The organism is Vibrio ziniensis (assembly GCF_011064285.1).
Classification (GTDB): Bacteria; Pseudomonadota; Gammaproteobacteria; order Enterobacterales; family Vibrionaceae; genus Vibrio; species Vibrio ziniensis.
On record NZ_CP049331.1, the window covers coordinates 2,732,589 to 2,746,118 of the forward strand.

General features: G+C 39.6%; 11 protein-coding genes. 7 read left to right on the forward strand and 4 right to left on the reverse strand.

Annotation, left to right across the window (positions count from 1 at the left end; translation table 11 throughout):
• Positions 1 to 94 precede the first annotated feature (94 nt).
• Entirely contained in the window at positions 95 to 1,258 is a 1,164-nt protein-coding gene (locus tag G5S32_RS12580; protein WP_165312323.1) for a phosphoglycerate kinase, read from the reverse strand.
• A 150-nt stretch (positions 1,259 to 1,408) separates the two neighbouring features.
• Positions 1,409 to 2,434: an erythrose-4-phosphate dehydrogenase gene (gene epd, locus G5S32_RS12585; RefSeq protein WP_165312324.1), complete on the reverse strand. Its 1,026-nt coding sequence runs from the start codon at positions 2,432 to 2,434 to the stop codon at positions 1,409 to 1,411.
• Positions 2,435 to 2,639: 205 nt separating this feature from the next.
• Between epd and G5S32_RS12590 the strand changes: the two genes are divergently transcribed.
• From G5S32_RS12590 to G5S32_RS12600, 3 genes are read left to right on the forward strand one after another with little or no spacing between them, the layout of a single operon-like run.
• Positions 2,640 to 4,364 carry a hypothetical protein gene (locus G5S32_RS12590; RefSeq protein ID WP_165312325.1) on the forward strand — a complete coding sequence of 575 codons (1,725 nt, stop codon included), beginning with the start codon at positions 2,640 to 2,642 and terminating at the stop codon, positions 4,362 to 4,364.
• Between the two features lie 10 nt (positions 4,365 to 4,374).
• On the forward strand, positions 4,375 to 5,301 hold the full coding sequence (locus tag G5S32_RS12595; protein WP_165312797.1) for a glycosyltransferase family 2 protein: 927 nt from the start codon (positions 4,375 to 4,377) through the stop codon (positions 5,299 to 5,301).
• A 17-nt stretch (positions 5,302 to 5,318) separates the two neighbouring features.
• Positions 5,319 to 6,020 (forward strand): class I SAM-dependent methyltransferase, encoded by a 702-nt coding sequence (locus tag G5S32_RS12600; protein ID WP_165312326.1) that lies wholly within the window; start codon positions 5,319 to 5,321, stop codon positions 6,018 to 6,020.
• Positions 6,021 to 6,022: 2 nt separating this feature from the next.
• Here the strand turns inward: G5S32_RS12600 and G5S32_RS12605 are convergent, their stop codons facing one another.
• Positions 6,023 to 7,204: a glycosyltransferase family 87 protein gene (locus G5S32_RS12605; RefSeq protein WP_165312327.1), complete on the reverse strand. Its 1,182-nt coding sequence runs from the start codon at positions 7,202 to 7,204 to the stop codon at positions 6,023 to 6,025.
• Positions 7,205 to 7,344: 140 nt separating this feature from the next.
• On the reverse strand, positions 7,345 to 9,342 hold the full coding sequence (tkt, locus tag G5S32_RS12610; protein WP_165312328.1) for a transketolase: 1,998 nt from the start codon (positions 9,340 to 9,342) through the stop codon (positions 7,345 to 7,347).
• Between the two features lie 334 nt (positions 9,343 to 9,676).
• Here tkt and metK point away from each other — a divergent pair, with 334 nt between their 5' ends.
• The 4 genes from metK (at position 9,677) to endA (ending at position 13,361) form a co-directional block, all read left to right on the forward strand.
• Complete coding sequence (gene metK, locus G5S32_RS12615) at positions 9,677 to 10,831, forward strand: methionine adenosyltransferase (protein WP_165312329.1); 1,155 nt, start codon at positions 9,677 to 9,679, stop codon at positions 10,829 to 10,831.
• A 228-nt stretch (positions 10,832 to 11,059) separates the two neighbouring features.
• Positions 11,060 to 11,857: a DUF2189 domain-containing protein gene (locus G5S32_RS12620; protein WP_165312330.1), complete on the forward strand. Its 798-nt coding sequence runs from the start codon at positions 11,060 to 11,062 to the stop codon at positions 11,855 to 11,857.
• 144 nt (positions 11,858 to 12,001) lie between these two features.
• Positions 12,002 to 12,505 (forward strand): SprT family zinc-dependent metalloprotease, encoded by a 504-nt coding sequence (locus tag G5S32_RS12625; protein ID WP_165312331.1) that lies wholly within the window; start codon positions 12,002 to 12,004, stop codon positions 12,503 to 12,505.
• A 148-nt stretch (positions 12,506 to 12,653) separates the two neighbouring features.
• On the forward strand, positions 12,654 to 13,361 hold the full coding sequence (gene endA / locus G5S32_RS12630; protein WP_165312332.1) for a deoxyribonuclease I: 708 nt from the start codon (positions 12,654 to 12,656) through the stop codon (positions 13,359 to 13,361).
• Positions 13,362 to 13,530 lie beyond the last annotated feature (169 nt).

The following is a 13,530-nucleotide window of genomic DNA, read 5'->3' on the forward strand; positions in this document are numbered from 1 at the left end:
CTCACAACACCTGAAGTTTAACAGATCTCAGCATATTGCGCAGCAAACAATAAAGCGGAAATATAATTCCCGCTTTATTAATAATTCACAGTAATTAAGCTTTCGCGCGCTCTTCTAGCATCGCAACCGCTGGAAGTACTTTACCTTCAACGAATTCAAGGAACGCACCGCCACCAGTTGAGATGTAAGACACATCTGCTTTGATACCGAACTTGTCGATAGCAGCTAGTGTGTCGCCACCACCCGCTACAGAGAAACCTGCAGATTTAGCGATAGCTTCAGAAATACCTTTAGTACCCGCTTCGAAGTTCTTGAACTCGAATACACCTACAGGGCCGTTCCAAAGAATAGTTTTTGCGTTACCGATGATTTCAGCAAGAGCAGCAGTTGAATCTGGACCTAGGTCGAAGATCATGTCGTCATCTTGAACATCTGCAACGTTCTTAATTTCTGCTTCTGCGTTTTCGTCAAATGCTTTAGCACATGCAACGTCAGTAGCAACTGGGATAGAACACTCTTTCATTAGTTTTTGAGCTGTTTCGATAAGGTCTGCTTCATATAGAGACTTACCTACGTTGTGGCCAGCAGCTGCGATGAATGTGTTCGCGATACCACCACCAACAACAAGCTGGTCAGCAATTTTAGAAAGAGATTCTAGAACAGTTAGTTTAGTAGAAACTTTAGAACCACCAACGATAGCAACTAGTGGACGCTCTGGTTTGTCCATTGCTTTACCTAGTGCTTCTAGCTCAGCAGCAAGAAGAGGACCAGCACAAGCAACAGCAGCATGCATACCAACACCGTGAGTTGAAGCTTGAGCACGGTGAGCAGTACCGAATGCATCCATTACGAAGATGTCACATAGAGCAGCATACTTCTTAGATAGCTCTTCTTCGTTCTTTTTCTCGCCTTTGTTAAAACGAACGTTTTCAAGAACAACTAGCTCACCAGCGTTTAGCTCTAGGCCATCAAGGTAATCTTTAGCTAGTTTAACTTCGCAATCTAGTGCGTCGTTTAGGTAGTTAACTACAGGTAGTAGAGAGAACTCTTCAGCATACTCACCTTCAGTTGGGCGGCCTAGGTGAGAAGTCACCATTACTTTAGCGCCAGCTGCAAGACAGTGCTTGATAGTTGGTAGTGAAGCTAGGATACGTGCATCAGAAGTTACTTTGCCATCTTTCACAGGTACGTTTAGGTCAGCACGGATAAATACGCGTTTACCTGCTAAATCCAGGTCAGTCATCTTGATTACAGACATGGTTTGTCCTCTCAAATATTAAAAAGAAAAGTTTCTGTAAGCCCGGCTATCCCGCCGAGCCTGTAAAATCTTAAACTGCATACTAATATGGGGCATTAGATATTTATTTCAAGTTCTAAAATAAATAATTTCGCCCTTAGGGGGAGGTAACTACTTTGCAGCTTGCATTGCTAACGCTGTATCCAGCATTCGGTTAGCAAATCCCCATTCGTTATCACACCAGACGAGCATCTTGACCAGATGCCCGTTACTCACTCGAGTCTGGCTTCCATCAACAATCGCACTGTGTGGATCGTGATTAAAATCAATGGATACGAGTGGTGCTTCAGTATAGTCAACAATGCCGTGTAATGTACACTGAGATGCCTCTATCATGGTTTGATTTACGTCATTAACTTTCACATTTGCGTTAATAGTGACACTCAAATCCATCGCCGTCACATTTACAGTCGGAACTCGCACCGAAATAGCTTCAAATTTGTTAGAAAATTTCGGAAATATCCTTTCTATCCCTTTATGTAATTTTGTATCAACAGGAATGATAGATTGACTAGCCGATCGAGTACGACGCAAATCACTGTGATAGGCATCGATCACTTGTTGATCATTCATCGATGAGTGAATAGTAGTGATCGTTCCGGATTCAATGCCAAAGGCATCATCTAACACCTTTATGATTGGTACGATACAGTTGGTCGTGCAAGAACCATTCGACACTATATGGTGCTGCGCGGTTAATGTTTCGTGGTTCACACCATAAATAATGGTGTTATCGAGATCGGCAGAACCCGGATGAGAAAACAGAACTTTCTTTGCACCTGCGGCAATATGTTGCTCACCATCCGCTTTAGAACCGTAAACACCTGTGCAATCCAACACGATATCGACTTCAAGATCACGCCAAGGTAATAGATGAATATCTGTAGAGTGAAGAATTCGAACACTATCGAACTCACCATTATCATGATGAACATACAAATGTTCTTGATCGTGAGAAATCTTCTTACCGAAACGACCATGACTGGTATCGTACTGTAACAAGTGCGCCATCGCCTCAGGCTGAGCCAATTCATTTACAGCTACTACTTTTATCTGCTGAGCTTTGCCACTTTCGTAAACAGCGCGCAAAACATTACGCCCTATTCGCCCGAATCCATTAATTGCGACTCTTAACATCCGTACTATCAACCGACTAAAAATTCGTGGCACAGATAGTAACCGATGAAAAAACAAAGCGCAGTTTTTTTCTTATACCACCTCTAAAAACAGCAAGCTGTAAGTTAGCAAGATCACTATTTAAATAAAATTAGCTAAACTAAATTGCTAATTTAATTACGTATTCTACGCTATTTGTATTAGGGATGATTTAGGTAGTAAAGCGTTGGATCGTTTTAGAAGTTTGTTTTTAGTGATAAAGCATAATGAAGCGCTTACATTGAGTATCATTCTAGCGCTAGCAATACTCATCATTCGCTATCCAAATGTGGTTGAATGGAATCTAGGTGATAATGACAACTTCATGCGTCTTCACCAGATTAAGACATTTATTGATTCACCTTCTTGGTATCTACATCCGCTAAAAGATTTTAACCCTCAAGACGGGCAAATCATACACTGGTCTAGGATTCCAGATCTTCCAATTCTCGCCATTTATTACGTCACTTACCTTTTCCTAGACGAAACAACGGCTATCCAAATAGCTATCACCATCGTCCCCCTCATATATCTAATATTACTTTCTCTAGTGCTGTGTAAGATCACCAAATCTATCTTCGAGTTAAATCAACCGGTACTTGCAACGACATATACCTTTTTCTCAGTTGCATCACTCAAATTTCTCCCCGGCCACATAGATCATCATAACTTACAGATACTGTTGTTTGCTGTATTTATATTGTTAACTTTCTCTTCCAACTATTACAAAAAAATAAACCTTTTCGGTAGTGCTTTAAGCATTACTTTATCTTTGCTTATCGGGTTAGAAACACTGCCGTTTTATATTCTAACCTTAAGCTTACTAACTTTATATTCATTATATAATGACCTAAGAAAGTTAACTTATATAAAAAATTTATCGTTTCTTGTATCTATATATGGAACGATTGGCATATTTATATTTGAACCAATAGAAAACATATTCACACCAATCTATGACAAATTAACCATTGAACTTTTAATTTATTTCTTAGGCGCAGGCATAGCTTTACATCTATCATTATATAGACCAAAGCTAAATATACTTTTATTATCATCGTTATTAATTGTGGGAGTTGTTTACTCAATATTTCCAGAAGCAATAAAGCCGCCATTCCATGATTACCATGAAACTTTAATTGAATATTGGCTTAGCCATGTTACAGAAGCACAACCATTATTAACAAAAATACTAAACACTGAAAAATTATCAACAAACTGGCTTTACATTGGGACAATTTTCCCAGCTATACTGTCCATTTTTTTGTTGAATGAAAAAAAACACAAGACCTATTACCTTGTTTTTTGTCTAAGTTTAATCCCAGCAATTTTTTGGCAAACAAGAACTATTCTTTTCTCATCAGCATTATCAATACCTTTGCAAGTATTCGTTGGATTAAAAATTTTCAATAACATCAAAACTCCTGTTGTAAGAATAATTATCCCTTTGCTTATAGCACCAGTTATATCAGCAGGGTTACTAAATTATATTTCAAGTATATCTGATAACGATAATACGTTAAAAAAAGATGAAACCAATATAATAGAAGTTATTAACAACCTAAAAATAGAAAATAAAAAAATATTTACAGCAATGGATGATGGTGCTGATATTCTAGCATTAACTAGCAATAGTATAATTAGCGCACCATATCATAGAAATATTAGAGGTAACTTATTATTCATTGAAACCTTATTATCAGACGACGAGGACAACACTCTAAAAAACCTAATAGAAAATAAAGTAGATATATTTATATTTAATAAAAATGAAAATCAAAACAAATTCATATTAAAAGGAGCATCTGAAAACAGCCTAATCAATAAATTAATTTCTGGAAACCCACCTAAATGGCTGATACCTATGATAGAAAATAAAGATGGTTTCTCTGTCTATGAGTTGAGAAGGTAATAAAATGGATATTCATAATTTAAAGATAGCAGTTCTTTTACCTTGCTTTAATGAAGAAGGAGCTATTGGAAGAACAGTGAATGGTTTTAAAGCACAGCTACCAACAGCCAAAATTTATGTTTACGATAATAACTCTACTGATAACACTGTTGAAGAGGCTAGACAAAAAGGAGCAATAGTAAGAAAAGAAACAAGACAAGGTAAAGGTGAAGTTGTACGTAGGATGTTTTCTGATATAGATGCCGATCTATATGTAATGGCCGATGGTGATGCTACCTACGATCATACTGTTGTTTCAACACTAATTGAAACTTTATTAAATAATCAACTGGATATGGTAATTGGTACCCGATCACAACGGCAAGAAGCTTATCCTAAAGGTCATATACTAGGAAACAAAGCCTTTTCTATTCTTATAAATAAAGTGTTTAAATCATCATTGACAGATGTTTTCTCTGGATATCGTGTAATGAGTAAACGATTTGTAAAAACGGTTCCAATTATAAGTGATGGATTCCAAATAGAAACAGAACTCACAGTTCACGCATTACACCATAAAATACCTATAGCTGAGGTTCCAACAAACTATAACTCAAGACCAGAAGGTACTAAAAGCAAATTAAGAACGTATTCTGATGGATTAAAAATATTATCATTTATAATCTATCTAATTAGGGATATTAAACCATTATTTTTCTTTTCTATTCTTTCCATTTTTTTAATTACTGCCTCTATGATTTTAGGAATACCTGTAGTGATAGATTTCATAGATACTGGTTTAGTTGAACGAGTCCCAACAGCTATTCTAGCTAGCAGTATAGGTGTAATATCAGTAATTAGCCTCTTCACAGGATTAATGTTAGATAACGTAACAAAAGGAAGAATGAACTTAACATATTTACATTATAATAATTACTATCCAGTTAATATAGAATAAGAATTATAGGATTAGATATGAGAAAGAATAAAGATGATGATATTGATTGGCTTCTCTACTTAGAAAGCTTTAGTGATACATATGAAGAGCGCGTTTACAATAATTCTACAGGTAAAGTACTTAATTTAGGCCATAAATCCTGTGAAAACAAGTTCAAAACTAACGAACACTTCTCAAGAGTATTGGAAGTTGGAGCTGGATTAGGTGAGCATTTTAAATATGTAAACCATACGTTCACTGAATATATAATAACAGATAGCGACCCTAAAAACCTTTCTTTTGCAAAAGAAAAAATAGGAACAGGAGATAATGATAGGAGAATATCTTATCTTGTTGAAGATGCTAAACAGTTAAGTTTTGAAGATGATAGTTTTGACCGTTTAATTGCTACACATATCCTAGAACACTTATATGAACCACATTTAGTTATAAAAGAATGGAAAAGAGTATTAAAAACTAATGGCACAATTTCCATTATAATTCCAACCGATCCTGGAATAGCTTGGAGATTGGGTAGATACCTAACTACTAGGAAAGATGCTATTAAAAACGGGTTGCAATACGATTATATAATGGCTAGAGAGCATGTGAACCCATGCAATAATTTAGTAGCTTTTCTAAACTATTATTTTCCAAATAATTATAGTTATTTTTGGCCATTTAAATTTATACAGAGCATTGATCTAAATTTATTTTATATATTCCATGCAAAAAAATAGATTTATAATTTATCGTTTTTTGTTATATTTACTTTATACACTAATACAGATAACATTAATAAAGTAATTAATGGGAATATTGGAAAGCCTAAATACCCAATTGACATCATAATAAGAGGCATGACCCAAGCAACTACAAGTAAAGTTTGCTCTCCATATATAAATCCATTTTCTAGCCCCTTTCTAGCCTGCCATATCATAACAAAATTCAATGCAGCCATATCATATGAATGAATATATGGGCTAACTAAATATGTTGCAGTAATAAGTACTGATGCCTTAAGTTCTAAACTATGACTTTTTTTAAATGTATAAATTACACATCCAGAAGATAATATAGCACTAATAATTTGGGTTAACCATGCAAGTTCAGTATTATTAAATAATAATCTAATAGTCATAAATGGAGATGGCTGCATAAAAAGAGCAAATCCGGTTCCATTCTCAATAAAATTTTTGGCGTAAACCCATGGAGCATTATTGAACCAAGCTTCCCATACTCCACTCCCAAAAACAATCAAAGATATAACAAAAAAACAAATTGTAGATATCATCGCCCAAAGAAAAGACTTTTTATAGCCACCAGCAATAAGAGCTACAGGTATCAGAATTCCTAGATGAGGTTTAATTGTTAAAATACCAAATAAAATTCCTGACAATCTAGGCTTAGATTCTAACAGTATTAAACCACTAATTAACAATGCTGCTGTAAATAATCCATTCTGCCCCATACTTATATTAAGGAAAGTTGTAGGTGCAATTAATAGTAAAGCAATATTAGAAACTTTCTTTTCAAAGATAATTGAAGATGATATATAACACAAAATACTAAAGCAACCCCAAATAATTAGTGAGGTGATATAGTTAAAATTTGATAGGGGAAGTAATAATGCTAATGTCTGTGGAGGATAAGCAAAGTTAAATGCTACACCAGTTTTTTTTACGTCATCAGGACTATGCGATATTAATAGTTCTGGATTATAAATATCATCATATTTACCTTCACTTGCTAATTTTACTGCAGTCCATGAATGAAGAAAATCTCTACCAACAATTTGTCCTCTAGATAAGTCCCCATTCAGGAAATCCTTATTATCTATATATAAAAATTTCAAACTTCCCAAAAATCCAACGAACAAACCAACGATTAAAATAAATTTTGACGTCTTAGCTTGAAGAAACATCCATTCCTCACTCAAGTTTATAAGCAATTATTTTTGTTATTAAAAACAGTAGATTATTTTCTAGGGAAATGCGAATTCAAAATATTTCATCCACAAAAAAACGAGCTCTAAGGCTCGTTTTTTATTTAAAAAGTTGTAGGTTACTTAATCAACTCTTTTGCTTTTTCAACAACATTCTCAACAGTAAAGCCGAACATCTTGAACAGTTGATCTGCTGGTGCAGATTCACCGAATGTCGTCATACCGATGATTTTGCCGTTTAGGCCAACGTACTTGTACCAGTAATCCGCGATACCTGCTTCGATAGCGATACGCGCTGTTACATCTGCTGGCAGAACTGCACTGCGGTAAGCTGCGTCTTGTTTGTCAAATGCATCGGTTGATGGCATTGAAACAACACGTACTTGTTTACCTTCTGCGGTAAGTTGCTCAGCCGCTTTCACAGCCAAATCAACTTCAGAGCCTGTCGCAATCAGAATTAGCTCAGGTTTGCCTGCACAATCTTTCAGGATGTAACCACCCTTAGCGATGTCAGCCACTTGCTCTGCTGAACGTGGTTGCTGTGCTAGATTTTGACGAGAGAAGATAAGCGCAGTAGGCGCGTCTTTACGCTCGATAGCCAGTTTCCAAGCTACTGCTGATTCCACCTGGTCACATGGACGCCATGTGCTCATGTTTGGAGTCAGACGTAGAGAAGCGGTTTGCTCAACCGGTTGGTGAGTTGGACCATCTTCGCCAAGGCCGATAGAGTCGTGCGTGTACACTTGGATGTTTTGCACTTTCATCAGTGCCGCCATACGCAGCGCATTACGAGCGTATTCCATGAACATCAGGAAGGTTGCGCCGTAAGGAACGAAACCACCATGTAGCGCGATACCGTTCATGATAGCCGTCATACCGAATTCACGAACACCGTAATGGATATAGTTGCCTGATGCATCTTCTGGCGTGATTGACTTAGAGCCAGACCACATGGTTAGGTTTGAAGGTGCAAGGTCAGCCGATCCGCCCATGAATTCAGGTAGCATTTTACCAAACGCTTCGAGTGCGTTTTGCGATGCTTTGCGTGATGCGATGTTCGCTGGGTTTGCTTGAAGCTCGGCAATCACTGCGTTTGCTTTCTCTTCCCACTGCGCTGGAAGTTCGCCGTTCACACGACGTTTGAATTCTGCTGCTAGCTCAGGGTATGCCGCTGCGTACGCTGCGAATTTTTCATCCCATGCCGCTTCTTTTGCTGCGCCTGCTTCTTTTGCATCCCAGTTCGCATAGATATCGGCAGGGATTTCAAACGGTGCGTATTCCCAAACGAGGAATTCACGTGCTGCTTTGATTTCATCAGCGCCTAGTGGAGCACCGTGACAATCGTGAGAGCCCGCTTTGTTTGGCGAACCAAAACCGATGATGGTTTTAGTACAGATTAGAGTTGGACGACCTGTTTCCGCTTTCGCCGCGATGATTGCTGCGTTGATTGCGTCAGCATCGTGACCATCAACTGCTGGGATAACATGCCAGCCGTACGCTTCAAAACGTTTTGGTGTATCGTCAGCGAACCAACCTTCAACGTGACCATCGATAGAGATACCGTTGTCATCCCAGAATGCAATCAGTTTGCCCAGACCTAGTGTACCTGCTAGAGAACATGCCTCGTGCGAGATACCTTCCATCATACAGCCGTCACCCATGAACGCGTATGTGAAGTGGTCAACGATGTCGTGGCCTTCTTTGTTGAACTGAGCAGCAAGCGCTTTCTCAGCCAGTGCCATACCCACAGCGTTAGTGATACCTTGACCTAGTGGACCAGTCGTCGTTTCAACACCTGGTGCATAACCGTACTCTGGGTGACCTGGGGTTTTTGAGTGAAGCTGACGGAAGTTCTTTAAATCTTCCATTGAAAGCTCGTAACCAGTCAGGTGCAGCAGTGAGTAAATCAGCATCGAGCCATGACCGTTAGAAAGAATAAAACGGTCGCGGTCAGCCCAGTTAGGGTTTTGTGGGTTATGGTTTAGGTGTGAACGCCAAAGTACTTCAGCGATATCCGCCATACCCATAGGTGCACCCGGGTGGCCAGAGTTAGCTTTTTGAACACCATCCATGCTTAGAGCACGGATTGCATTAGCCAATTGTTTGCGAGACGCCATGTCAGCTCCTGATTGATTTAAGCGAAGTGAAATAATCTATCTATAATTGAGGGTATTGTTAAATTGTGGGTATTGTTACAAAGCCCCTAAATCACTGCAATCGTTTACTTGTCTTATAAAGCAATTTTGTCGGCTAGATTCGGATAAGACTGCAAGTAAAGAAGGAATGTAAGCAAACGTTTGGTTATATCTAAAAGTGAAAAAGAGCTTGTAATTTAAGCATTCAAAACTAAAATAGCCGTCTAGATGTAGAAACGCCTACATAATGAACACTTTTCAAAGTAGTGAAGGACAAATTCTTTGCTACTTTTTGACTATTTATATTGGAGCTATCATGGCTAAGCACCTGTTTACTTCTGAATCAGTATCAGAGGGACATCCGGATAAAATCGCAGACCAAATCTCAGATGCGGTTCTAGATGCTATTTTGGAACAAGACCCTAAAGCACGTGTTGCTTGTGAAACTTACGTAAAAACCGGCATGGTTATGGTTGGTGGTGAGATCACAACTTCAGCATGGGTTGATATTGAAGAACTAACTCGTGAAACTGTTCGTGAAATTGGTTATGTCCATTCAGATATGGGCTTCGATGCTAACTCATGTGCAGTTCTTAACACCATCGGTAAGCAGTCTCCAGACATCAACCAAGGTGTTGATAAAGCAGATCCTAAAGAGCAAGGCGCAGGTGACCAAGGTATCATGTTCGGTTACGCATGTAACGAAACTGACGTATTGATGCCAGCACCAATCACTTACTCTCACCTACTGGTACAAAAGCAAGCTGAAGTTCGTAAGAACGGTACGCTACCTTGGTTACGTCCTGATGCAAAATCTCAGGTAACGTTCCAATACGATCAAGGTAAGATTGTAGGTATCGATGCAGTTGTTCTTTCAACTCAACACTGTGACACCATCTCTACTCCAGATCTGCGTGAAGCAGTAATGGAAGAGATCATCAAGCCTGTACTTCCAGCAGAATGGTTGAGCAAAGAGACTAAATTCTTCATTAACCCAACAGGCCGTTTCGTAATCGGTGGCCCAATGGGTGACTGTGGTCTAACTGGTCGTAAAATTATCGTAGATACTTACGGCGGCGCGGCTCGTCACGGTGGTGGAGCATTCTCTGGTAAAGATCCATCAAAAGTTGACCGTTCTGCAGCATACGCAGCACGTTACGTTGCGAAAAACATCGTAGCAGCTGGCATGGCTGATCGCTGTGAAATCCAACTTTCATACGCTATCGGTGTTGCAGATCCAACATCTATCATGGTTGAAACGTTCGGTACTGAAAAAGTGTCTCACGACATCATCATCGAAGCGGTTCGCCAATTCTTCGACCTACGTCCATACGGCCTGCAAGAGATGTTGAACCTACTTCAACCTATCTATAAGAAAACAGCAGCTTACGGTCACTTCGGTCGTGAAGAGTTTCCTTGGGAAGCTACTGACAAAGTTGAGTTACTGCGCGATTTCGCAAACCTTAAGTAATTCAAAACGCTTTACTGACAAGCCCTCGCCTTCTGGCGGGGGCTTTTGCTTTTGTACTCTTCTAAAATCGAATCTGATTAAAATTCAATCAGAGCATTTGTAATTTTCAGCCTTATCAACAATAGTTAACCAAGTAATAGTTAATAAAATGTTACAAACTAACGAGTGTTTTGTACTCGAACAAAACCGAACTTTCTCATTCACTGCCATATTGTTTTGGGAGGATTTATGCCTCGTACAATAGACCCTTCTGACTTCAAGCAAAAAGACAAAGAAGTCAGCCATCAAGAATATGCTCGCACACTGCCTTGCAATAAAGTGGAAGTTTCTGCGCCCTTACACTGGCTTGCTCTAGGTCTGCACGATTTTATTCGACTACCTCTTACCAGCGCCTTTTATGGGCTTTGCTTTATGGCTGCTGCTGTCGGCATTGTGTTGCTTATCCAATGGCAAGGAACCCACCTAGTAGTGATGCCTGCTTTAGTCGTTTATATGCTAATTGGTCCCTTCCTAGCGCTTGGACTTTACGACGCATCTTGGCAAAGAGAAAGAGGCAGAGAAACAGGCTTAATGCACTCCATGAAAGCGATTACTCGTAATAGTACTTCACAATGGATGTTTGCCGTGGTTCTCGCTGTAGCAATGATATTCTGGATGAGGATAGCTGCACTTTTACATGCACTTTACCCATCCGTTCAAGGCGCACCGTTGACCGATTTCCTCCCTTTCCTAGTCATCGGCTCACTGATTGGTTTCATCATAGCGTGCGTTATTTTCAGCATCTCCGCGTTCTCTATTCCATTGATGATGGAGAGACGTGTCGATGTGATGACCGCCATTTTTAGTAGCTTTAACGCTGTAAAATCAAACATTCCAGCGATGATTGTCTGGGCTGCAATCATCTGTGGCGGAATTTTAATCGGCTTTGCGACTTACGGAATTGGCATGCTCTTTACTATGCCGATACTCGGATATGCCACCTGGCATGGTTACCAAGCAACGATTAAGAAAAAACATCAACCATAGGCCTCCACCTTCTCTTTATCGCTATTTGTATTTTCTTAATAAGGCTCAGAACACAACTCAGTGATAAAAAGAGGTTTGATGTTATAATTTCCCCGCTAATACCTAACTAGCTGCGTATTAGTGGGGATTTTTTTGGAGCCAGATTTGACCGATTTTCAACTGCAGTACCAAGCATTGTCACAAGTGAAGAAGTGCATGGACATTGCCTCTCAATATTTCAAACGCCATTTTGAACTACCAGAAATCAGCTACCGACTAAGAGGTAAAGCTGCGGGTAAAGCTTATCTACAGCTGTGGGAAATCCGCTTAAATCCCGTTTTATTCAAAGAAAACCAACAAGATTTTCTCCGTGAAGTCATTCCCCACGAAATCGCCCACCTCATTACCTATGCTGTTTACGGCCGTGTAAAACCCCATGGTATCGAATGGCAAGCAGTGATGAATCGAGTATTCAATTTACCCGCTGAAACCACACATAAAATGTCGGTTGAATCCGTGCAAGGAAAAACATTCGCTTATCAGTGCGCTTGTAATCAGTACCCACTGTCCGTGCGTCGTCACAACAAAGTACTGCGTAAGCAAGCGACCTACCGTTGTCAGCAGTGCAAACAAACTCTGACTTACACCGGTATTCAACTGACTGGGTAACCATCACCCTAGCAGACAAATCCCCCTCGCAAACAAAATAACTGCGAGTCACGTTAATATTTCCTTAGAAATTAACGTGGTATTTATCAACTAGCTTTCAAATTAGAGAATGTTAGACTGTAAAAAATAATAAAATACAGTCCAACATATGTTTAATTTTCGCTTTCTGCTGACATCAGCTTTACTGCTCGTGTCTCACACTTCTTATGCTGATTTTCCAAGCTCTTTTTCTAGCGCCAAAAACGAGGCACTGAAAATCTATAAAGATCACCCAAAGTCTTTTTACTGTGGCTGTGATATTTCATGGCAAGGAAAGAAAGGCATTCCTGACTTAACGAGCTGCGGCTATCAAGTTCGCAAGCAACAAACCCGAGCTAGCCGCATAGAATGGGAGCATGTTGTACCTGCTTGGCAATTTGGACATCAACGTCAATGCTGGCAAGAAGGCGGACGCAAACTCTGTAGCAATAACGATGCTGTGTTTCGTCGCATGGAAGCAGACCTTCACAACCTGACCCCAGCGATTGGTGAAGTCAACGGCGACAGATCCAACTTCAACTTCAGTCAATGGAATGGCACATCAGGTGCTACTTATGGACAATGCGAAATGCAGGTCGATTTCAAGCAGCGCAGCGCAATGCCACCAGCCAGAGCCAGAGGCGCTATCGCTCGCACTTATTTATACATGAGTAGTGAACATGGCTTTAAACTATCAGCCTCTCAAACTAAGCTCATGCAAGCATGGAATAAAACCTACCCTGTTGATGAGTGGGAATGTGAACGCGAAAGACGAATTTTCAAAATTCAGGGCAACCATAATCCATTTGTTTATGAGCAGTGCCAAAGTAAAAAATAAGCCACCCAACTCAACGGATATATGAGGGGGATTCGCATTCCCCCCTTGTTTTTTCTGCACAAAGCATCCATGTTAGATGCGAGATATCCCACGCTATTGAATAGCAATACTCAAGCTACTTGAAGTTGCAGGTAGGCGGCAAGTGAGTGAATCCCCATGAGCATAGATA